We start from the raw sequence: 22,022 nt of genomic DNA on the forward strand, positions 1-22,022 counted from the left end.
CTTACCAAGTGAAAACCACAGAGGCCGCGCGCTGCTCTGCACGGAACTCTGTGGTTGATAAGCATGCAGTGTACCGCCTAACGGCGGCCACTGCAAACGCACTTAGTTCAAGGTCTTGTGCAGACCTTGCAAATCGTACACACGCAGCTCATCCAGGTGGCGGATGCCTTCGACGGCCGCTTCCGCGCCGGCGATGGTGGTGTAGGTCGTCACGCGCGATGCCAGGGCCGACGTGCGGATGGCCCGCGAATCGACGATGGCGCTGCGCTTTTCTTCCACGGTGTTGATCACCAGCACGATTTCATGGTTCTTGATCATGTCGACCACGTGCGGACGGCCTTCGATCACCTTGTTCACTGGCGTGACGGCGATGCCGGCAGCAGCGATCACGGCGGCGGTACCCTTGGTGGCGACCACGGTGAAACCGGACTCGACCAGGTCACGCGCCACTTGCACGGCGCGCGGCTTGTCCGACGCTTTCACGCTGATGAAGACCTTGCCCGATTTTGGCAGGTTCACGCCAGCACCGAGTTGCGATTTCACAAACGCTTCGCCGAACGTCAGGCCCACGCCCATGACTTCGCCCGTCGATTTCATTTCAGGGCCCAGGATGGTGTCCACGCCAGGGAACTTGACGAACGGGAACACGGCTTCCTTGACGCTGAAGTATGGCGGCACGACTTCCTGCGTGATGCCTTGCGACGCCAGCGACTGGCCGACCATGCAGCGCGCGGCGATCTTCGCCAGTTGCAGACCGGTGGCTTTCGAGACGAAAGGCACGGTGCGCGACGCGCGCGGATTGACTTCCAGCACGAAGACGACGTCTTTCAGCTGGCCATCGATCTCTTGCTTCTGGATCGCGAACTGCACGTTCATCAGGCCGACCACGTTCAAGCCCTTGGCCATCAGCGCCGTCTGGCGTTTCAGTTCTTCAATGGTTTCCGGTGCCAACGAGTATGGCGGCAAGGAGCAAGCCGAGTCGCCCGAGTGGACGCCAGCCTGTTCGATGTGTTCCATCACGCCGCCGATGAACGTCGTTTCGCCGTCGGAGATGCAATCGACGTCGCACTCGATGGCGTCGTTCAGGAAGCGGTCCAGCAGCACCGGCGAATCGTGCGAAACCTTGACGGCTTCGCGCATGTAGCGCTCGAGGTCGCGCTGCTCGTGGACGATTTCCATGGCGCGGCCGCCCAGCACGTACGATGGACGCACGACCAGCGGGTAGCCGATTTCCTGCGCCAGGGCCAAAGCGTCGGCTTCCGTGCGCGCGGTGCGGTTAGGCGGCTGGCGCAGTTCCAGCTTGTGCAGCATCTGCTGGAAACGCTCGCGGTCTTCGGCCGCATCGATCATGTCGGGCGAGGTGCCGATGATGGGCACGCCATTCGCTTCCAGGTCCAGCGCCAGCTTCAAAGGCGTCTGGCCACCGTACTGCACGATCACGCCCACCGGTTTTTCGATGGCGACGATTTCCAGCACGTCTTCCAGCGTCAAGGATTCGAAGTACAGACGGTCCGAGGTATCGTAGTCGGTCGAAACCGTTTCTGGGTTGCAATTGACCATGATGGTTTCGTAGCCGTCTTCGCGCATGGCGAGGGCCGCGTGGACGCAGCAATAGTCAAACTCGATACCCTGGCCGATACGGTTCGGGCCACCGCCCAGGACCATGATCTTTTTCTTGTCGGTCGGATTCGATTCGCACTCTTCGTCGTACGTGGAATACATGTACGCCGTGTCGGTCGAAAACTCCGCCGCGCACGTGTCGACGCGCTTGTAGACGGGACGGATGTTCAGCGCATGGCGCTGCTGGCGCACGGCCGTGTCGGTCGTCTGCAGCAGGAAACCCAGGCGGCGGTCCGAGAAGCCCTTCTGTTTCAACTTGTACAGGGTGTTCTTGTCCAGGTTTTCCAGCTTCTGCGTGTCCAGCCACAGTTCCAGGTCGACGATTTCCTTGATCTGGATCAGGAACCATGGGTCGATCTTCGTCAGGTTGTGCACTTCTTCCAAAGTGAAACCCTGGGCAAACGCATCGCCCACGTACCAGATGCGCTCAGGACCAGGCTCGCCCAGTTCTTCTTCGATCTTTTCGCGGTCCTTGGTCTTTTCATTCATGCCGTCCACGCCCACTTCCAGGCCGCGCAAGGCTTTCTGGAACGATTCCTGGAAGGTACGGCCGATGGCCATCACTTCGCCGACGGATTTCATCTGCGTCGTCAGGTGGTGGTCGGCGGTCGGGAATTTCTCGAACGTGAAACGGGGAATCTTGGTGACGACGTAATCGATCGACGGTTCGAACGATGCCGGCGTGGCGCCGCCCGTGATTTCATTGCGCAGCTCGTCCAGGGTGAAACCGACGGCCAGCTTGGCGGCGATCTTGGCGATAGGGAAACCCGTCGCTTTCGATGCCAGGGCCGACGAACGCGATACGCGCGGGTTCATCTCGATGACGATCATGCGGCCATCGACGGGGTTGATCGAGAATTGCACGTTCGAGCCACCGGTGTCGACGCCGATCTCGCGCAGCACTGCCAGACTGGCATTGCGCATGATCTGGTATTCCTTGTCCGTCAAGGTTTGCGCTGGCGCAACCGTGATGGAGTCGCCCGTGTGCACGCCCATCGGGTCGAGGTTTTCGATCGAGCAAATGATGATGCAGTTGTCCGCCTTGTCGCGCACCACTTCCATCTCGTACTCTTTCCAGCCCAGCAACGATTCTTCGATCAGCAACTCTTTCGTCGGCGAAGCTTCCAGGCCGCGCTTGCAGATGGTTTCGAATTCTTCTTCGTTGTAGGCGATGCCGCCGCCGGAGCCGCCCATGGTGAACGATGGACGGATGATGGTCGGGAAGCCCAGGGTGCGCTGCACGGCCCACGATTCTTCCATCGAGTGCGCCACGCCGGAACGGGCCGAACCGAGGCCGATCTTGGTCATCGCGTCCTTGAACTTGGAACGGTCTTCGGCCTTGTCGATGGCTTCCGGCGACGCGCCGATCAGCTCGACGTTGTATTTTGCCAGCACGCCATTGTTGAACAGGTCCAGCGCGCAGTTCAGCGCCGTCTGGCCGCCCATCGTCGGCAGGATGGCGTCAGGACGCTCCTTGGCGATGATGCGTTCAACGACCGACCAGGTGATCGGTTCGATATAGGTCACGTCGGCCATTTCCGGATCCGTCATGATGGTCGCAGGATTGCTGTTGACCAGGATGACTTTGTAGCCCTCTTCGCGCAGGGCCTTGCACGCTTGCGCGCCGGAATAATCGAATTCGCAGGCCTGGCCGATCACGATCGGGCCAGCGCCAATAATCAGAATACTTTTGATATCTAAACGTTTAGGCATTTTTCTTTTTCTCCTCCGCAGCCATCAAGTTGATGAAGCGGTCAAACAGGTAAGCAACATCCATCGGGCCCGGCGACGCTTCAGGGTGGCCCTGGAAGCAGAAGGCCGGCTTGTCCGTGCGGGCAAAGCCCTGCAGGGAACCGTCGAACAGCGATTCATGGGTCACGCGGCAATTCGCGGGCAAGGTTGCCGCGTCGACTGCGAAACCGTGGTTTTGCGAGGTAATCAAGACCTGTTTCGTTTCCAGGTCTTGCACCGGGTGGTTGGCGCCGTGGTGACCGAACTTCATCTTCAGCGTTTTCGCGCCGGAAGCCAAAGCCATGATCTGGTGGCCGAGGCAGATGCCGAAGGTCGGGATGCCCTTCTCGATCAGTTCCTTGGTCGCCGCAATCGCGTAGTCGCACGGTTCCGGGTCGCCAGGGCCGTTCGACAGGAAGATGCCGTCCGGATTGAGCGCCAGGGCGTCGGCAGCCGTCGCTTGCGCAGGCAGTACGGTGACTTTGCAGCCGCGCGCCGTCAGCATGCGCAGGATATTGCGCTTGACGCCGTAGTCGAAGGCGACCACGTGGTATTTCGCGTCCGCGTCGGCCAACTGGCCATAGCCTTCGCCCAAGGTCCATTCCGTTTCGCGGTATTCGTAGGCGTCCTTGCTGGACACGACCTTGGCCAGGTCCATGCCGGACAGGCCGGGGAAGGAGCGGGCCAGTTCCAGCGCTTGCGCGGCGGATGGCTCGTTGCCTTGCGTACCGACGAGGATGGCGCCGCCCTGCGCACCTTTTTCACGCAGGATGCGCGTGAGCTTGCGTGTATCGATGCCGGCGATGGCGACGATATTTTCAGCTTTCAGGTAATCGGACAGGGAGAGGGTGGAACGGAAACTGGATGCCAGCAATGGCAGATCGCGGATGATGAGGCCAGCGGCGTGAACCTTGGAAGATTCGACGTCTTCCGGATTGACGCCCGTATTGCCGATATGCGGATAGGTCAGGGTGACCATCTGGCGGCAATAGCTTGGGTCGGTAAGGATTTCCTGATACCCGGTCATCGAGGTGTTGAAAACGACCTCGCCCGTGGTATGACCGGCGGCACCGATCGAAAAACCTTTAAAGATCGTTCCATCAGCAAGCGCTAATATGGCTGGAACGGCAGGGCCAGAAAAAAATGGCGGCAAGGGCAACTCCTGATAAAGTTACCGTAGCTGCGCCACGTCAGACCGACCGCCTAGATACCCGAGCCAGATGCACTCAGGGTGTTTCAACGGTCATTTTGAATGAGGGGATGGGTAGTCGCTACGGTATATGTGTGATTGGCTAAACCTTTGAATTATAACCAAAAGGAAGCTTTTCCACAAGGAAGAAAACTCGGAATCGGTGGCATTTTTTTGCGCAGCAGCATAAATCCCCCGCCCCATGAAAAAAGCCGCCCGGCTTGCGCGGGGCGGCTCATTCTGCAACTGCGGCTACTACTTAGGCCGTCAGGGCCGCAATGCCCGCTTTCGCGATTTGCGCGTCCTCGGCGGACTTGACGCCCGAGACGCCGACGGCGCCCACGTAGTGGCCGTCGAACACGATGGGCACGCCGCCTTCCAGCAAGCCGTCGATTTCCGGCGCGCTCAGGAACGAGACGCGGCCGCCGTTGATCATCTCTTCATAGATGCGCGATTCGCGGCGGCCCAGCGCGGCCGTCTTGGCTTTCGATGGGGCGATGTGCGACGAGATCGGCGCCACGCCATCCATGCGCTGCAGCCACAGCAGGTGGCCGCCGTCGTCGACGATGGCGATCGTGACCGCCCAGTTATTCTTGACCGCTTCCGCTTCGGCGGCGGCAGCGATTTTCTTTACGTCGTCCAGGGTCAAAATCGGTTTCGATTGCATGGTGCATCCTTGTTATGTTGAATCAAAATTGTATACGAAATGCGCAGCGGCGCTATCCCCTACTGCTCGCGCTTGGCTTTCAGCTTTTGCTTGAGCTGCGCCATCACGGCAAAGGTCGCCTGCTCGCCCGCCAGGATCGCCTGGTTGCGGCTGTTGAAATCGTTGCCCTTCATGGTGCCCAGGCTGGGCTGGATCACCACATCCGCATCCTTGAGCTCGAACTGGTTGATGCGCTGGCCCATGATGGCGAAGGTCTGCATCAGCACTTCCATCGAGCTGATGGCCTTTTGCGTATCCGTTTGCGACGAGATATTCACGGCGATGATGAAATCGGCGCCCATGTCGCGCGCAAAGCGCACGGGCACGGGAGCGACGAGGCCGCCATCGACATAGGTGTGGCCCGCGATCGTCACGGGCTGGAACACGCCGGGCACGGCCGACGAGGCGCGCACGGCCATGCCGGTGTTGCCGCGCTGGAACAGGATCGGCTGGCCATTTTTGAGGTCGGTCGCCACCACGCCAAACGGAATTTTCAGTTTTTCCAGCGGCACGCCGCCCACGGCCTTGTTGACATAGCTTTGCAGCGCTTCGCCTTTCAGCACGCCGGACGACTTGCCGAACAGGGGCAAGGCCCAGTCGGAAATGGCCGCCTCGTCCATGTCGAACGCCATCTTTTGCAGGGCGAAGCCGGAATTGCCCGCCGCATACATGGCGCCCACCACGCTGCCCGCGCTGGTGCCCGTGACGATGTCCGCGTTGATGCCCTGCGATTCGAGCGCCTTGATCACGCCGATGTGCGCGAAACCGCGCGCCGCGCCGCCGCCCAAGGCCAGGCCGATCTTGATCTTGCGTGGCGTGACGACGATGGGCTCGGGTGGCGTCAATACCTGGATAGGTTTCGGGGCGGTGGTTTCGCAGCCGGCCAGCGCAAAGGCGGCCAGGGCAAGCAGGGTCAGGCGTTTAGGGAACATGGTGGAGAATGAGAACCGCGCGCGGCAGTGGCAACAAAGGAGAGCCGATTGTAGCGCAAGCGGGGCCGCCCGCACTGAAGGCCGCCTTAAATGTTTATAAATGACAAGATTCTGAATCGTGCGCGCCACTGCGGCTGCTAGACTGGCGCCTGGCTTACCGCATCATTAATGTTGTTTTTAATATAATTTATTGCGCGCACCAGCCTGGCGCCGCAAGCCAACCTATATTGATCGGCTTATGAAAACAGACCTGTTACGCCTCATCGCCCATCCATGCCTGCTCGCTGCCGCCCTGCTGGGTGCGGCCGGCGCCAACGCCGTCGCGGCGACACAGGGTGCCAATAACATCGCGGAGAAAATGGCGGGCTTTACCTGTACGGGGAACTTGCAGATGCCCATGGATCCGGGGGAGCACACGATAGCGCTCAGCTTTGACGCCCCCGACCAGCACGGGGCGCAAGGCACCCTCATGGTTGACGAGCGCGGCAAGGCGAGCAACTTCTACGACTGCCGGCAAAGCGGCGACAACCTCGCGTGCACATATGACGCGGGACCGGCCAGCGGCCCGCTGACCATGCGCTTTAGCGGCAAATTGAAGGAGGTAAAGGGCGAGATCAATTCCCCGTTTGAAAACAGCGCCACCATGCACTTTTCCGCACGCTGCCAAAAATCGGCGCAGTAGCCGCCAACCCTCCGGCGTCGCAGCGTCCGGTGTATTGCTCAACCCTGCTTGCTCAACCCTGCCCCTGGCCTGGCAGGCAGTCAACTTATAACCTCTTCTCACTCGCCGAATCACAGAACATGTCCGACGCATATCAATTTTCCGACAGCCGCGCCCTGAGCGCCCCGTTTGCCCAACAGCTATCGCAGCAGCCGCCCGACGACGCCCTCGCCTGGCTGACCGCCATCCTCGTCACGCAGGCGCCCGCGCTGCGCTCGTCGAACGCCACCTTGCTGGCCTACACGGGCAATCCAGACGCCCTCGCCTGGATCGACGCCAATGTGGGCTCGCCCGTGGCGGGACAATGGGGCGTGGCGGCCGCGCTGCTGGGCACGCCGTGGCCGCGCATCCTGGAGTGGCTGCAGCGCGGCGGCCCGCACCGGCTGATGGCGCTCGACACCTTGCTCGCCTACCGCAAGCCGGCCATCAACATGTCGCCGCTGGAACAGATCGCCGCCCCCGTGCTGCCGCAGGCGCCCGCGCGCGCCGACCTCGACGCCGCGCTGGCCGCCTGCCTGGCCGCGTCGGCGACGCCGCGCATCCAGGCGGCCGTCAACTCGATCCAGCAGCATGCGGACGACATCCTGCGCGGCGGCCCGCGCGGCGTGGCCGTGGCCGACTTGCCGCGCCTGTATCTGGACCCGGCGCCATTCCAGGATGCGCCCGCTATCCTGGAACGGCACGAAACGGTGGTCGCCGGCATGCGTGCAAACCTGCAGAACTTGCTCAAGGGAATAGTGTGAAGAGACCAACCCTTGTGTCAATCGACTTGAGCGATATCAACTCGCCGCGCCAGCTGCACGCGGCGCTGGCCGCCGCACTGGGTTTTCCTTCCTTCTATGGCATGAACTGGGATGCTTTCCACGATGCCATCACGGGCCTGGTGGACATGCCGCAACAACTGGAGCTGCGCGGCTGGCCAGCCTTCGCCGCGCGCCTGCCCGACGAAGCGACCATCCTGCAGCGCATCCTGGCGCGCATGGCGCAAGATGTGCCGGACGAGGCAGCGCACGTGCATTACGTGTAGAACGGAAACGCTTGACAGCCCCGCCTGATTTCCCGTACATTAAGTGCATGTCCTCCTTCAAACATTCCTCCCCTTCCCTGCTGTCGCTATCGCGACTACTACTAGCACGCGCATAAGTTTGCCGCATTGCTTCGCCTGGCCACACGCCGGCGTGTTTCAAAAACCCTGGAAGGTTTGATGATGTTTGCACCATCCCCATTCGTACACGTAATCCCCACTGCGACCGCCCCCGCTGGCATCGTCGCTGCACTGCTATCGCTACCGATCGCTTGCCTGGCCTAGTGTTGCGTGGCCGCCCGGCAAGCTTGCGCCACAACCATTGATTTCCCCCTATCTTCAGGAGTACCCGATCATGATGTTGCAAAACCCAGCTTCCAAATACCGCGCCTTTCCTCCCGTCAAATTGACCGACCGTCAATGGCCAAACCAGATCATCAGCAAACCGCCTATCTGGATGAGCACCGACTTGCGCGACGGCAACCAGTCGCTGATCGAGCCGATGAGCGCGGAAAAGAAGCTGCGGTTCTTCGACATGCTGATCGCCATCGGCCTGAAAGAAATCGAAGTAGGTTTCCCATCGGCATCGCAGACAGATTTCGATTTCGTCCGCAAGCTCGTCGATGAAGGCCGCATCCCGGACGACGTCACCATCATCGTGCTGACCCAGTCGCGCGAAGAATTGATACGCCGCACGGTGGAATCCGTCGTCGGCGCCAAGCGCGCCATCGTCCACCTGTACAACTCCGTGGCGCCCGTGTTCCGCAAGGTCGTGTTCGGCATGTCGCGCGAAGAAATCACGAATATCGCCACCACCGGCACCACCCTCGTGAAGCAATTGGTGGCGCAGCATCCGGAAACGGAATGGGGTTTCGAATACACGCCGGAATCGTTTTCCACCACGGAACTCGATTTCTCCAAGCATATCTGCGACGCCGTCAGCGCCATCTGGAAGCCGACCCCGGCCAACAAGATGATCATCAACCTGCCATCGACCGTGGAATGCAGCACGCCCAACGTGTATGCGGACCAGATCGAATGGATGTCGCGCAAGCTGGCGCGCCGCGATTCCATCATCATCAGCGTGCACCCGCATAACGACCGCGGCACGGCCGTCGCGTCGGCCGAGCTGGCCGTGATGGCGGGCGCCGACCGCGTGGAAGGCTGTTTGTTCGGCAACGGCGAGCGCACCGGCAACGTCGACCTCGTCACCCTGGCGATGAATTTGTACACGCAAGGCGTGCATCCGGGCCTGGATTTCTCCGACATCGATACCGTGCGCAAGTGCGTGGAAGAGTGCAACCAGTTGCCCGTCCACCCGCGCCACCCGTATGCGGGCGACCTGGTCTTCACGGCCTTCTCCGGTTCGCACCAGGATGCGATCAAGAAAGGTTTCGCCAAGCAAGAAGCCGGCGCCATCTGGGAAGTACCGTACCTGCCGATCGACCCGGCCGACCTGGGCCGCAGCTACGACGCCGTGATCCGCGTCAACAGCCAGTCCGGCAAGGGCGGCATGGCGTACTTGCTGGAACAGGAATACGGCCTGGTCTTGCCGCGCCGCCTGCAGATCGAATTCTCGCGCGCCGTGCAAGCCGTGGCCGACGCCACGGGCCGCGAAATCGCCGCGCAGGATATCCACGACATCTTCCAGCGCGAATACCTGGAGCAGACGGCGCCGTACGCCTACGCTTCGCACCGCATGGTGGAAGACACGAGCAGCGACGAATCCGTGCAGATCGACATCAGCCTGTCGCACCGCCAGACGCCGCTGGCCCTGCAAGGCGGCGGCAACGGCCCCATCGACGCCTTCGTCAATGCGCTCGGTCTCGACATCAAGCTGATGGATTACCATGAGCATTCGATCGGCTCCGGCGCCAATGCGCAAGCGGCTTGCTACGTGGAATTGCGCCTCGACAACGGCCCGACTCTGTTCGGCGCCGCCATCGACAGCAATATCGTCACCGCCTCGTTCAAGGCCGTACTGTCCGCCGTGAACCGCCGCATCGGGCAAACGGAAGCCGAAAAAACAACAGCGGCCGACGTGGCTGCCAGCGCCGCCTAAGCAATTTCGGCGCGCTCCAGAGGGAGAAAAAGCGGTACGGCTTGATCGCCGTGCCGCTTTTTCATTTCTATAGGGCAATTAGTAGTGCAAATCAGGTATCACCCGCCGTATAATTGTTTCATAACAAGACCACCGGAGACAGATCATTAGCTACCGAGGGAATCAGTATGAAATTAACGGATATGAAGATAGGCGTGCGCCTGGGTGCCGGTTTTGGCGTGGTGCTGCTGCTGATGGCAGTGCTGGTGGGCACGGGCCTGCTGCGCCTGGACAAGATCGGTGCGCTCAGCGAAGCCATCATCGAGAAAGACTGGGCCAAGGCCGACGCCATCGCCACCATCCGCAGTACCACGCGTTCGAACGCAGCACTGGTGCTGGAACTGTTCATCCATGAAGATCCGGCCCGCGCCAACGCCATCCACGGCGAAATCGACGCCAACAAGGCCACCATCACCGATGCGCTGGTCGTGCTCGACCGCCTGATCGTGCTGCCTGAAGGCAAGGAACTGCTGGCTACCCTGAAGCAACAGCGCAAGGCCTATGTCGTGTCGTTCAGCCAGGCCGACAAGCTGCTGGTGGCGGGACAGCGCGCGGAAGCGGCCGTGCACGTGCGCGACGACACCCTGCCCGCCCTGAACCAGTTGCAAAAGACGGTCAACCACCTGAATGAAATCCAGCGCGGCGTGGTCGTGCATGGCGGCCAGCAAATCAAGCAGAATATTTCCGCCGCCAATGTGCTGATGGCCAGCCTGGGCACGGCCGCCCTGCTGCTGGGCGTGCTCTTTGCCTGGTGGGTCACGCGCTCGATCACCACGCCGATTGCGTATGCCTTGCGCGTGGCGCAAGCCGTGGCCGGAGGCGACCTGAGCAGTAAAATCGTGGCCGACGGCAAGGATGAAGCGGGCCAGCTGCTGCAGGCGCTGCGCGACATGAATACCAATCTGGCCACCCTGGTGGGCCAGGTGCGCGGCGGCACGGGCACGATCGCCGTGGCGTCGAGCCAGATTGCCAGCGGTAATGCCGACCTGTCGGCCCGCACGGAAGCGCAAGCGAGCGCGCTGGAAGAGACGGCCTCGTCGATGATCGAGATGACGGGTACCGTGCGCAGCAACAGCGACAATGCGCGCCAGGCCGACAGCCTGGCCCGCTCGGCATCGGCCATCGCGCAGCGCGGCGGCTCGGCCATGGCGGAAGTGATCGGCACCATGGACGCCATCAATGCCTCGTCGCGCAAGATCGTCGACATCATCGCCGTCATCGACGGCATCGCTTTCCAGACGAATATCCTGGCCCTGAACGCGGCGGTCGAGGCGGCACGGGCCGGCGAACAGGGACGCGGCTTCGCCGTCGTGGCTTCCGAAGTGCGCAACCTGGCGCAGCGCTCGGCGGCGGCCGCCAAGGAAATCAAGGAACTCATTGCCGACTCCGTCAGCCGGGTCGACCAGGGCGCGCAGCTGGTCAGCCAGGCGGGCGCGACGATGGATGAAGTGGTGGCCAGCGTGGGCCGGGTCAGCGCCATCGTCGGTGAAATCAGCGTCGCCAACCACGAGCAAAGCGAAGGCATCGAACAGATCAATGCCGCCATCATGCAGATGGATCAGACGACGCAGCAAAACGCGGCCCTCGTCGAGGAAGCGGCTGCGGCTGCGGCAGCCATGCATGAACAGGCGGGCGACCTGGAAACCCTCGTCAGCCAGTTCAAGCTGGAACAGAGCGCCGGAGGCCAATCGCCAAGCCGCCCTGCCCCGTCCGTTCCACGCCTGCACTAAGCCGCTTATTCCACCTGGCGCGCCAGGCGGATGCCGGAAAATTGCCAGCGCGCACCGGCCGGGAAGAAATTGCGGTAGCTGGCGCGCGCATGGCCAGCCGGCGTGGCGCACGACGAGCCGCGCAACACGTATTGATTCAGCATGAACTTGCCGTTGTATTCGCCGAGCGCCCCGGGCGCCGTGCGGTAACCCGGATACGGCGCGTAGCTGCTGCTGGTCCACTGCCAGCAGTGGCCGAACATTTGCCGCAAGCCTGCGCCCGGCGCACCGGCGGCCGGATGCAGCTGGCCCGTTTCCACGGCGACACCTTGCGCCGCCACTTCCCACTCCGCTTCCGTCGGCAGGCGCGCGCCGGCCCAGTGCGCATAGGCGTCCGCCTCGAACAGCGATACATGCGTGACCGGCGCCTGGAGATTGAGCGGCCGCAAGCCGAACAAGGTGAATTCCTGCCAGTGACCGGCGTCATCGCGCTGCCAGTACAGCGGGCATTGCAACTGCCCGCTGCGCACCCAGTCCCAGCCTTCGGCCAGCCACAGGTGCGCCGTGCGGTAGCCGCCCGCCTCGATGAAGGCGAGATAGTCGCCATTCGTCACCAGCGCGCTGGCCAGTTCGAAGGGCGCCACGTATTGCGGATGGCGCGGCAATTCATTGTCAAAGCAAAAGCCGTCGCCCGCATGCCCGATCTGCGCCAGGCCGCCGTCGAAGGCGAGCCAGGCCGTGGGCTGCGCGTGTGCTTGCGCTGGCGCAAGCCCGCTGTCCCCGCGCTCCAGGTAGGCGGGAAACAGGGCGCTCTGCGCCAGCAGATGCTTGACATCCGTCAACAGCAACTCCTGATGCTGCTGCTCGTGCTCGAGCCCCAGCGCCAGCAGCATGGTCAGCCGTTCGCGCTCGTCGCGCGCCAGTTCGCCCGCTAGCAGGCGCGCGATGCGCGCATCGACGTTGGCACGGTAGGCGCGCACGACCTCCATGCCGGGGCGCGTCAGCAAGCCCCGCTGGGCGCGCGGGTGCTTCTCGCCCACGCCGTTGTAATACGAATTGAACAGCACGCGGAAGGCCGGGTGGAAAGGCGCGAACGCCGCTTCCATGCTTTCCAGGATAAACGTTTCAAAAAACCAGGTGGTATGCGCGAGGTGCCATTTCACGGGACTGGCGTCCGGCATCGATTGCGCGCCGCAGTCCTCGTCGGACAGGGGTTCGGCCAGCAGCAGAGAATGCTGGCGCACTTGATGGTAATGATCGATCAGCATCGTCGCCTTTTAGTCTCGAATCACGCGTGCGTAAATAACGGCAAACCACTGCTGCGGGTCCGTCCAGACTTGCACGGTGGAAAATCCTGCCTGCTCCAGCAAGCCGACGAAAGTGGCGCGCGTGTACTTGTAGCTGTCTTCCGTATGGATGCGCTCGCTTTTCGCGAAGCGCCGCTGGCCACCTTTCCAATGGACAAACTGTTCGCTGCGCGCTTCCAGGTGCATTTCGACGCGGCGCTCGTCGGCATTGAAAAAGCCGTGGTGCTGCCACGCGCGCACGTCAAAATCGGCGCCGATCAGCCCGTTCACGTGGCGCAGCATGTTCAGGTTGAAGGCGGCCGTGACGCCCAGCGCGTCGTCATAGGCGGCGTCGAGGATGGCGTCGTCCTTGACCAGGTCGACGCCGATCAGCAGGCCGCCATCGCCATCCGCATTCGCGCGCAGGCGGCGCAGGAAGGCGGTCGCTTGCTCTGGAGCAAAATTGCCGATCGACGAGCCGGGATAGAAGAACAGGCGCCTCGCCTCGCGCACGCTGTCGGGCAAGTCCAGGCGGCTGGAAAAATCCAGGCCCAGGCCCGTCATCTCGATGTGCGGAAAGCGCTGCTGCAGCCGGCTCAGCGATTCGCTGAGGAAATCGTAGGAAATATCCACGGCCACGTACTGGGCCGGGTGCAGCAGCGGGAACAGGCTGGCGGCCTTGGCGCAATTGCCCGCGCCCAGGTCGATCAGGGTGCTGCCCGGCCCCACGGCATGCGCGATCTCGGCGCCGTGGCGGGCGAAGATGGCCGCTTCCGTGCGCGTCGGATAGTACTCGGGCAAGGCGCAGATGGCTTCGAACAGTTTCGAACCGAGCGCGTCGTACAGGTACTTGGGCGAGGTCCAGGCCTGGCGCGCGAGCAGGCCGCTGCTGATCTCGGCTATCGTGGCAGGAGTGGCGCTGGCCGCCGCGGCGTGGCTGGCGGGGCGGAAATCGGACTGCTGTTGCGCAAGTGGCATGGTCATGGGCTGGCGTCGTCAATGTTAGGTTCACTAGTTTCACGAAAGGCTTGCACGGTCGGCCACCGGGCGCGCCGCCCCTGCCGTAGTGCTTGGCGGGCGCCTTGCCGATGACTTTTTTCCATCATAGCGGAATCCGCGCAAGCCAGCCGTGCGGCAGGTAACTTAGGGTCCATATCGGCGGCGTGCACGCAAAAGTGGTATTGCCAAGCAAAAAGCATAAGCCTGTCGTATACTACACATTGCCGGCCAAACAATCCGCGCCCCTTTGCAGTTCCCAGGCCCCCCTCTCCCCCGCGTGCCTCCCTTTACGATAGCCGTTAACACCATGCTCGAATTGCGCCATCTGTCGAAGTCCTATGCCAATGCCCGTCCCGTGCTGGCCAATATTTCCTGCCGTTTCAAGGCGGGGGAATTCATCGCCATCATGGGCGACTCGGGCGTGGGCAAGTCGACCTTGCTGAACCTGATCGCCGGCCTCGATACGCCCGACGCGGGTGCCGAAGCGCACCCTATCCTGGTGGACGGCATTGCCATGTCCAGCCTCGATGACGCCGCCACCACCCGGCTGCGTCGCGCCCGCATGGGCTTTATTTTCCAGGCTTTCCACGTCTTGCCGCACCTGACCCTGCTGCAAAACGTGGCCCTGCCGCTGCTGCTCAACGGGCTGCCCCAGGAGCGTGCCGCCAGCATGCTCGAGGCGGTCGGCCTGGGCGGACGCGGCGGCGACTTTCCGCAGCAATTGTCCGGCGGTGAAATGCAGCGCGTGGCCATTGCCCGCGCGCTCGTGCACAAGCCGGCGCTGGTGCTGGCCGACGAGCCTACCGGCAACCTCGACCCGGACACGGCACACGGCATCCTGCAATTGCTGCGCGCCGAAATCAAGGCCAACGGCAGTTGCGCGATCATGGTCACGCATTCGCTGGCCGCCGCCGAAATGGCGGACAGAACCATGATATTGACCAAAAGCGGACTACAAAATACAACAATCGTCAACCAAATTGATCAAACAATCAGTTAATTTAACTGACCATCTGTCACAAGTTTTGTTATCGTAGTATTATTGAAAACACTTGCCTGGTTATCAATGTTTTAACGCGAATGTTGTACTACGTCACCCAGACAGCCGTACTGCGATGACGAACTATAGCCGGGACCACCCAAAGTGGTCTCGTCCCTTGCATAACCTGAAGGAGGAGTAAATGAACGTTCGGCAAAAGAAGCTGGAAATGATTGAAGCGATGAACCGGGCGCGTGCGCTCGAACCATCGAGTTTTGTGCCCAACAAGCTGCTCGACACCCTGATCGAGAAGATGAACCTGAAAAATGATGCGGAACTGTGCCGTGTACTGGAAGTGCAGCCTCCCATCATCAGCAAGATTCGTCACGGCAAACTGTCGGTCGGTGCAACGATTTTATTGCGCATGCATGAAAAATCGGACATCACCATCCGCGAACTAAAGGAACTGTCCGCCACGCCAGTCCATTGAGTTACCCGCTGTTGTAATGCCATGCCAGGCACCCAGGTTCCCGGCGCCATGAACTTTTGCCATACAATTCGCGTAGTTCGTTCACCGCACCGCATCCGGACACGATAGCGAAGAGACCCAGCCCAAACCATGCTGACCGTTTCTCTGCCTTCCAGCGCCCTCCCAGCTTCTCCCCTGCATTTCCACTCAAACTTGATCTGACACAACACGCATGGTCCGCGCAGGCATCAAGGTCAGCTTTTAACCAGCGATCCCAACCGCATGTCCAGCGACCCCCTTGCGCCGCCCGTGCTGCGCCTGACGCTCACGCGCGATCCCCTCGCCAGCGCCGGCGACTGCCCCGCCGCGCCCGGCTGGCATAGCCAGACCCATGTGCTGTCCGGCGCGCGCGGCATCGGCAGTTGCCGCATCGCCCTCGATATCGGCCCGGACGACGTCGTGCAACTGCTGCTGTGCGACGGCAGTTCGCTGCTCGCCGGCAGCCTGGACCTGCCACGCTACCTGGGGCCGGCCACGCTGGCGCGCGACGGCGCGCCCGCCAGCATCGAAGTGGGACTGGCCTTGCGCCCGCAGGCGGCGCGCCCGCCGCCCGGCGCCAGCCGCGACGGCCTGGGCGCCTGGATGCTGCGCGCCGTGCGCGTGTACCGCTGCGGCGGCGCGGCCATGACGGCGCTGGCGGCGGCGGGCGCCTTCCAGGACCGCCAGCTGGAACAACACCTGGGCCTGTACCGCTGCGGCATCGAGGCGGGCAGCATGACGGCCGTCGCCAGCCTGCCCGCCGGGCCGGAACCGCTGCTGCTGCTGTTGCACGGCACGGCTTCGTCGACTCAGCGCAGCTTTGCCGGCCTGTGGCGCAACGGCCTGGCGCCGCAACTGGCGGCGCAGTACGGCAACCGCATCTATGGCTATGAGCACCGCAGCCTCAGCGACAGCCCCATCGAGAACGCGCTGGCCCTCGTGCGCCAGTTGCCGCACGGCGCCGTGCTGCACCTGCTGAGCCATTCGCGCGGCGGCCTGGTGGGCGAATTGCTGGCGCGGGCGCAGCGCATCGACAGCCGCGGCGCCGTCGACCTGGCAGGCGACGGCCTGGAGCGGCTGAGCGAAAACACGGTGGGCGGCGAAGCGTTCAACAGCCACGATATCGACCACTTCACGGCGCAGGCGCGGCTGGGCGGACGCGGCGGCTACGACGGGGATGCGGCGCGCCTGCGCGACCTGAGCATGGAGCTGAAGACGCGCGCCATCCGCATCGCCCGCTTCGTGCGCGTGGCTTGCCCGGCGCGCGGCACCACCTTGATGTCGGGCCGCCTCGACCGCTGGGCCAGCGCGATGTTCAACCTGCTGCTCCACGGCGGCCTACCCGACGGCGCCATGGCCTTCCTGCTGGCCGTGGTGCAGCAGCGCTGCGACGCGCGCATCCTGCCGGGCCTGGAAGCGATGATGCCCGACTCGCCCCTGGTGGCGCTGCTCAATGCGCCCGATGTGCGCGTGGCCAGCCCGCTGCATGTGCTGGCCGGCGCGTGCAGCGGCGATAGCCTGCTGGGCTGGCTGGGCGACTGCCTCGACGACCAGCTGTATGGCGGGCAGAACGACCTGGTGGTCAATTGCGCCTCGATGGCCGGCGGCGCCACGCGCAGCACGCCCGTGCGGCAACTGCTGCTGCGCGGACCGCAGGCGCACCACCTCAACTATTTCGAGCGCGCGCCGTCCGGCCTGGCCGCCGTGCAGGCGCTCACCGGCGACGAGACTGCCTACCTGCCGCTGCCCGGCATCGAGCACGGCCCCCTGGCGCGCGGCGGCGAAGTGCCGAAACGGCGCGCGCACGCGCCCATCGTGCTGCTGCTGCCCGACATCATGGGCAGCCACCTGCAAGTGGGCAGCAACCGCATCTGGTTCGACCCCGTCAACCTGGTCGAAGGGCGCATCGAACGCCTGGCCGTGGGCCAGCCGCACATCGTCAGCGCCGGCTGGGTCGAATCCTGCTATGAACCGTTTGCCCGCTTTCTCGCGCAAAGCCAGGAAGTGCGGCCCTTTGCCTATGACTGGCGCTTGTCGCTGCAGCACTCCGGCAACGCCTTCCTGCCCGTGCTCGACGAGGCCATGCGCGACGCCGAACAGCGCGGCCAGCCGCTGCGCATCGTTGCCCACGGCATGGGCGGGCTGGTGGCGCGCCTGGCCCTGAAAGACCGCTGGCAGCGCTTCGGCGCCCTGCCCGGCAGCCGCCTGCTGCAGGTGGGCACGGCCAACCGCGGCACGCAGGCGATGGTGCAAGTGCTGCTGGGGCGCGACCGGCTGGTGCAGATGCTGGCGTGCTGGATAGGCTGGAAGCACACGCGGCGCCAGTTTCTCGGCTTCGTGCGCGCCTTTCCCGGCGTGCTGGACATGCTGCCGTGGCCGCAGCCGGGCGGCATCGATTATTTCGACCCTGGCGCGTGGGCACAGCTGGCCGCCGGCGACGCGCAGGCGGGCCTGCTCGGCGGCTGGCAGGCGCCCGAGGCCCAGGCGCTGGCCGCGGCGCGCGCCACCGTGGCCCTGCTGGAAGCGGCCCCGCCCGACGCCCGCCACTGCAGCTACCTGGCCGGCTGCGCCGACACGCCGGTGGCGCTGCGCCTGCGCGACGGCGGCATCGAGACAGCCTGGTCGCCGGACGGCGATGGCCGCACGGCCTGGCAAGGCGCGGTACCGGACGGCGTGGCGGCCTGCTACCTGCCGGTGCCGCACGGCGACCTGCTGCTGCAAAAGGAAGCCTACCCGGCCATCGCGCAGCTGCTCGACAGCGGCCAGGCCGCAGCCCTGCCGCGGCACCCGCCGCATGCGCGGGGCGGCGTGCCGCCCCGCTTCCATCCATATGCCCCCGACGCCACGCCGCTGTACCCGCAGCCGCAGGAACTGCTCGACGCCGCCCTCGGCGCCGCCGGCCCCGCCATCGCGCCGGAGAGCCGCGTGCCGCAGCTGAGCCTATCCATCATCCACGGCAGCATGGCCTCGGCCGACGCGCCCGTCATGAGCGGCTGCTACGCCGCCGAATCGCTGCGCGGCAGCATGAGCTTCCTGGACCGCCTGCTGGCGGGCAAGCTGCAGGAAATCCACGCGCTGGGACGCTTTCCGCAGCGCCCCGACTCCGCCCTGGTGGTGCTGCAGCCCGATGCGGCGCGCCGGCCCGGCGGCGCCATCGTCATCGGCCTGGGCGCGTTGGGCGAGCTGACGCCGGGCGAACTGGCGCGCGCCTTTGCCGGCGGCTTGCTCGAATACGCGTGCGTCTGCCTGCAGGTGCGCGCCGCCGGCCATGCGGCCGCGCCGCCGATGGGAGAGCACGGCCTGCGCGTGGCCAGCCTGCTGTCCGGCTCCGGCTATGGCGGCTTGAGCATCGCCCTGTGCGCGCGGGCCCTGCTCGACGGCGCGCGCAGCGCCAACCGGCGCCTGGAAGACGCGGGCATGGCTTGCCGCATCGGCCATATCGCCATCTACGAACAGTCGGAGGCGCGCGCCATCGCCGCCGCCATGGCCATCGAGCAGATCATGGCCGAGGCGCGCTACCAGGGCAGCTTCACGTTCGAGCAGCGCATCCGCCACAGCCCCGGCGGCTACCGTCGCATCTTGCCCAGCCTGAGCGGCGACAATGGCTGGCGCCGCGTGCAGATCGTCGCCGCCGACCTGTCCGGCGCCCTGCGCTTCACCGTGCTGACGGACCGCGCCCACAACAGCGTCGACGAGGAGCCGAACCAGCGGCAAGCCGTCGATGGCCTGATCATGGACGCCACCGACAACACCACCGACCAGCCGGGCCTGTCGCGCGCGCTGTACGAACTGATGCTGCCCAATGGCCTGAAGGCGGCCATCCCCGAGATGCGCGGCCTGATCCTGGCCGTCGACCAGAGCGCCGCCATCTATCCGTGGGAGCTGATGCGCGACGAGGCGGGCAGCGAGGAAAGCCCGCTGTCGACGCGCATCGGCATGGTGCGCCAGCTGGCCAGCCTGCGCGAGCAGCCATCGGCCGTCAGCCCGCCCAGCAACAGCGTGCTGGTGATCGGCGACACCGATTCCGGCCTGCCCGAGCTGCCCGCCGCGCAGGCCGAGGCGCAGGACGTGGCGCGCATGTTCGGCGCGTACGGCTACCAGGTGCGCGAGTTGCTGCGCCCGCAGGCGCAGCGCGTGCTGGTGCACCTGTTCGACGAGCGCTATTTCGCCATCCACCTGGCCGGCCACGGCGAAGTGGCGGGCCCCGGCATCGCCCATACGGGCCTGGTGCTGGGGCCGAAGACGCGGCTGACGGCGGCGCAGGTGGGCAAATTGAAGCGCGTGCCGCAATTCGTCTTCATCAATTGCTGCCACCTGGGCGACATGCGCCCGGACGCCATCGCGCCGTGGTCGAAACTGGCCGCCAGCCTGGCCACGGCCTTCATCGAAATGGGCTCGCAGGCGGTGATCGCGGCCGGCTGGCGCATCGACGACCAGGCAGCCAGCATCTTCGCGCACAGCTTTTATCACGCCATGCTGAGCGGCGAATATTTCGGCGACGCCGTGCGCCTGGCGCGCGAGGCGGCGTACCTGCAGTTCCCGGCGTCGAACACCTGGGGTGCCTACCAGGCGTATGGCGACGACCGCTACCGCTTTCCGAACACGCAGAGCCGGCCCTGGCAAGCGCCCGACTACCACTACCACGGCCACCTGCTGGCCGACCTGGAAACCCTGCACGCGCGCCTGGCGGGCGCCGATGCGGCGCGCCGCGCGGCCATCGAGGAAAAGCTGGGCAGCATCGAGGAAGCCGTGCGCGCCCGCTTCTTCGGCTGCGCCGACATCCGCGAAAACATGGCCGCCACGCGGGCCGGCCTCGGCGGCCTGGAGAACACCCTGCGCGCCATCGAACACTACCGGGCGGCGCACAGCGCGGCCGATGGCAAGGTGGGCTTGCGCGCGCTGGCGCACTGGGCGGAACTGGAAATACGCCAGGGCGCGGCCCTGTGCGGCCTCGATGCGGGCGCCGGCATCGAGGTGCCGGCCGTGCCGGATATGGCGCAGGGACGGCAGTTGCTACAGGATGGGAAACAACATATCGACCTGCTGGTGGCGCTGGCGCCCACGGCGCAGCGCCTGGCCCTGCTGGGCCGCTACTGGGCCTTGCAGGCGCGCCTGGCCTGCCGCGCTGGAAGCTCCGGCGCGCCCGCCCTGCGCGCCATGACGGATGCCTGCCTGGCCGCGCTGGAAGAAGCGCGGCGGCGCAGCGGCGTGGCCGACTGCGACCTGATTTTCCAGGTGCTGGCAGGCGCCCTGCTGTTGAAGGCCCATGGCGACAGCGGCGCCTGGCGCGCGCTCGATCCGCAGCTGGGCGACCTGCTGCACGACGCCATCGCCTATGCGCGCCAGCGCCACGCAGACGAACACCGCGCCATCGACGCCGGCGCCCCCGTGCGCGCCGCCCTGCTGGCGGCCCTGTGGCAGGCGCCGGACGGCCAGCCTTTCGACACATCCGCGCGCGCCGCCTTCCTGGCCCTGTACCACGACGCCGTGCGGCGCCACGGCAGCATCGGCGAACCCGAGGCGATCACGGCGCCGCTGCGCTTCCTGCTCGAACTGCTGCCGCCCGACGGCGCGGAAACAAGCTTGCGCAGCGCCGTGCAGGCGCTGGCCAGCCAGCTGCAGTCCTCACTTCCCGCTCTTAGCCAGGCACCACGCCATAATGGCGCGCATAGCGCTCGTCCAGATTCGCCAGCGGCATCATCATGAACATGTCGGCGCTTTCGAAATCAGGGTCCCACGCCGGTTCGCCGCAAATCCAGGCGCCCGAACGCAGATAGCCCTTGATCAGCGGCGGCACCTGCGGCTTGTGCGCCGCTTCCACCTGGTGGATGGGGAAAGGCAGGTGCGGCGTGACGCGGTATTCGCTTGGAGCCATGTGCTTTTCGGCCAGCGCCTGGTACACGGCGACGGCGTTATGGCCGCCATCGGCCAGGCTGATGCTGGCGCAGCCGACCAGGTAGTCGCAGCGCTCGCGGCGCATGTACTCGGCCAGGCCGGACCACAGCAGCATGATCACGCTGCCGCCCCGGTATTTCGGGTGAATGCAGGCGCGGCCCGCTTCGACCATGCGTCCGCGCAGGTTCTTCAGGCGGCTCAGGTCGAACTCATTTTCCGAATACAGGCGGCCGATCTTGGCTGCCTTGGCGGCGCTCAGCACGCGGTAGGTGCCTACCACTTTCAGGGTATCGGCGTCGCGCACGATCAGATGATCGCAGTGCGCATCGAATTCATCGCTGTCGAGGCCATCGGCGTTGGCCAGCGACGTCAAGCCCATGGTCTCGATAAACACCTTGTAACGCAAACGCTGGACTTCGCGCAATTCCGCAGCGGTCGTGGCCTGGCTCAGCACCAGTTGGACCGGCCGGGCCTTGGCTTCGTTTGATGCGACTATGTTCTGCATGGTTTCATCCCCTGTGATCAAGACGACTCCAGCGTACTTGTCTAATATGTCAGGAAAATGACAGCCGAATGTCATTTCCATGACGCAAGTCAATGTCATCCGGGGATCGTGCATAAT

The 22,022-nt window shown here is 64.4% G+C and carries 15 protein-coding genes; 8 read left to right on the top strand and 7 right to left on the bottom strand.

Going from position 1 to position 22,022, the window contains the following annotated elements; all coding sequences use genetic code 11:
* Window positions 1-102: 102 nt before the first annotated feature.
* The 4 genes from carB to O0881_RS12720 all read right to left on the bottom strand — a co-directional run bounded on the left by carB (window position 103) and on the right by O0881_RS12720 (window position 6,178).
* The gene (gene carB, locus O0881_RS12705; RefSeq protein ID WP_099664494.1) at window positions 103-3,333 is read right to left on the bottom strand and encodes a carbamoyl-phosphate synthase large subunit; all 3,231 of its coding nucleotides are present in this window, start codon (window positions 3,331-3,333) and stop codon (window positions 103-105) included.
* Window positions 3,326-4,504, bottom strand: coding sequence for a glutamine-hydrolyzing carbamoyl-phosphate synthase small subunit (gene carA, locus O0881_RS12710; RefSeq protein WP_289898952.1), 1,179 nt, complete (start codon window positions 4,502-4,504; stop codon window positions 3,326-3,328). The genes carB and carA overlap by 8 nt, the downstream gene beginning before the upstream one ends.
* A gap of 295 nt (window positions 4,505-4,799) precedes the next feature.
* A complete protein-coding gene (locus O0881_RS12715; RefSeq protein ID WP_034786036.1) occupies window positions 4,800-5,207 on the bottom strand; it encodes a heme-binding protein in 408 nt (135 codons plus the stop codon).
* Window positions 5,208-5,266: 59 nt separating this feature from the next.
* Complete coding sequence (locus O0881_RS12720; protein ID WP_289911558.1) at window positions 5,267-6,178, bottom strand: patatin-like phospholipase family protein; 912 nt, start codon at window positions 6,176-6,178, stop codon at window positions 5,267-5,269.
* A gap of 238 nt (window positions 6,179-6,416) precedes the next feature.
* Between O0881_RS12720 and O0881_RS12725 the strand changes: the two genes are divergently transcribed.
* From O0881_RS12725 to O0881_RS12745, 5 genes are all read left to right on the top strand, one after another.
* A complete protein-coding gene (locus O0881_RS12725; RefSeq protein WP_289911560.1) occupies window positions 6,417-6,860 on the top strand; it encodes a hypothetical protein in 444 nt (147 codons plus the stop codon).
* A gap of 119 nt (window positions 6,861-6,979) precedes the next feature.
* Window positions 6,980-7,642, top strand: a complete 663-nt coding sequence (locus O0881_RS12730; protein ID WP_289911562.1) for a hypothetical protein — start codon at window positions 6,980-6,982, stop codon at window positions 7,640-7,642.
* A gap of 14 nt (window positions 7,643-7,656) precedes the next feature.
* Window positions 7,657-7,926, top strand: a complete 270-nt coding sequence (locus O0881_RS12735; protein WP_289911563.1) for a barstar family protein — start codon at window positions 7,657-7,659, stop codon at window positions 7,924-7,926.
* Window positions 7,927-8,278: 352 nt separating this feature from the next.
* The gene (leuA, locus tag O0881_RS12740; RefSeq protein ID WP_099664506.1) at window positions 8,279-9,985 is read left to right on the top strand and encodes a 2-isopropylmalate synthase; all 1,707 of its coding nucleotides are present in this window, start codon (window positions 8,279-8,281) and stop codon (window positions 9,983-9,985) included.
* 167 nt (window positions 9,986-10,152) lie between these two features.
* A complete protein-coding gene (locus O0881_RS12745) occupies window positions 10,153-11,754 on the top strand; it encodes a methyl-accepting chemotaxis protein (RefSeq protein WP_289911564.1) in 1,602 nt (533 codons plus the stop codon).
* A gap of 5 nt (window positions 11,755-11,759) precedes the next feature.
* On the opposite strand, the gene egtB is transcribed toward O0881_RS12745, so the two are convergent.
* Both egtB and egtD read right to left on the bottom strand, forming a co-directional pair.
* A complete protein-coding gene (gene egtB, locus O0881_RS12750; RefSeq protein WP_289911566.1) occupies window positions 11,760-13,001 on the bottom strand; it encodes an ergothioneine biosynthesis protein EgtB in 1,242 nt (413 codons plus the stop codon).
* Between the two features lie 9 nt (window positions 13,002-13,010).
* Window positions 13,011-14,003 carry an L-histidine N(alpha)-methyltransferase gene (gene egtD / locus O0881_RS12755; protein WP_289911567.1) on the bottom strand — a complete coding sequence of 331 codons (993 nt, stop codon included), beginning with the start codon at window positions 14,001-14,003 and terminating at the stop codon, window positions 13,011-13,013.
* A gap of 322 nt (window positions 14,004-14,325) precedes the next feature.
* Between egtD and O0881_RS12760 the strand changes: the two genes are divergently transcribed.
* The 3 genes from O0881_RS12760 (at window position 14,326) to O0881_RS12770 (ending at window position 21,211) form a co-directional block, all read left to right on the top strand.
* Entirely contained in the window at window positions 14,326-15,018 is a 693-nt protein-coding gene (locus O0881_RS12760; RefSeq protein WP_289911568.1) for an ABC transporter ATP-binding protein, read from the top strand.
* A gap of 181 nt (window positions 15,019-15,199) precedes the next feature.
* Complete coding sequence (locus O0881_RS12765) at window positions 15,200-15,487, top strand: hypothetical protein (RefSeq protein WP_034786045.1); 288 nt, start codon at window positions 15,200-15,202, stop codon at window positions 15,485-15,487.
* Window positions 15,488-15,748: 261 nt separating this feature from the next.
* A complete protein-coding gene (locus O0881_RS12770) occupies window positions 15,749-21,211 on the top strand; it encodes a CHAT domain-containing protein (protein ID WP_289911569.1) in 5,463 nt (1,820 codons plus the stop codon).
* On the opposite strand, the gene O0881_RS12775 is transcribed toward O0881_RS12770, so the two are convergent.
* Window positions 21,144-21,905, bottom strand: a complete 762-nt coding sequence (locus tag O0881_RS12775; protein ID WP_099664512.1) for a GNAT family N-acyltransferase — start codon at window positions 21,903-21,905, stop codon at window positions 21,144-21,146. The two genes, O0881_RS12770 and O0881_RS12775, sit on opposite strands and share 68 nt — an antisense overlap.
* Between the last annotated feature and the right edge of the window lie 117 nt (window positions 21,906-22,022).

The organism is Janthinobacterium sp. SUN100 (assembly GCF_030397705.1).
Lineage (GTDB): Bacteria > Pseudomonadota > Gammaproteobacteria > Burkholderiales > Burkholderiaceae_D > Janthinobacterium > Janthinobacterium kumbetense.

What these genes read in the sequence shown, in the direction of transcription:
- carB (WP_099664494.1), bottom strand. Translation starts at nt 3,333, where the DNA reads ATGCCTAAACGTTTAGATATCAAAAGTATTCTGATTATTGGCGCTGGC.
- O0881_RS12715 (WP_034786036.1), bottom strand. Translation starts at nt 5,207, where the DNA reads ATGCAATCGAAACCGATTTTGACCCTGGACGACGTAAAGAAAATCGCT.
- O0881_RS12720 (WP_289911558.1), bottom strand. Translation starts at nt 6,178, where the DNA reads ATGTTCCCTAAACGCCTGACCCTGCTTGCCCTGGCCGCCTTTGCGCTG.
- O0881_RS12725 (WP_289911560.1), top strand. Translation starts at nt 6,417, where the DNA reads ATGAAAACAGACCTGTTACGCCTCATCGCCCATCCATGCCTGCTCGCT.
- O0881_RS12730 (WP_289911562.1), top strand. Translation starts at nt 6,980, where the DNA reads ATGTCCGACGCATATCAATTTTCCGACAGCCGCGCCCTGAGCGCCCCG.
- leuA (WP_099664506.1), top strand. Translation starts at nt 8,279, where the DNA reads ATGATGTTGCAAAACCCAGCTTCCAAATACCGCGCCTTTCCTCCCGTC.
- O0881_RS12745 (WP_289911564.1), top strand. Translation starts at nt 10,153, where the DNA reads ATGAAATTAACGGATATGAAGATAGGCGTGCGCCTGGGTGCCGGTTTT.
- egtB (WP_289911566.1), bottom strand. Translation starts at nt 13,001, where the DNA reads ATGCTGATCGATCATTACCATCAAGTGCGCCAGCATTCTCTGCTGCTG.
- egtD (WP_289911567.1), bottom strand. Translation starts at nt 14,003, where the DNA reads ATGACCATGCCACTTGCGCAACAGCAGTCCGATTTCCGCCCCGCCAGC.
- O0881_RS12760 (WP_289911568.1), top strand. Translation starts at nt 14,326, where the DNA reads ATGCTCGAATTGCGCCATCTGTCGAAGTCCTATGCCAATGCCCGTCCC.
- O0881_RS12765 (WP_034786045.1), top strand. Translation starts at nt 15,200, where the DNA reads ATGAACGTTCGGCAAAAGAAGCTGGAAATGATTGAAGCGATGAACCGG.
- O0881_RS12770 (WP_289911569.1), top strand. Translation starts at nt 15,749, where the DNA reads ATGTCCAGCGACCCCCTTGCGCCGCCCGTGCTGCGCCTGACGCTCACG.
- O0881_RS12775 (WP_099664512.1), bottom strand. Translation starts at nt 21,905, where the DNA reads ATGCAGAACATAGTCGCATCAAACGAAGCCAAGGCCCGGCCGGTCCAA.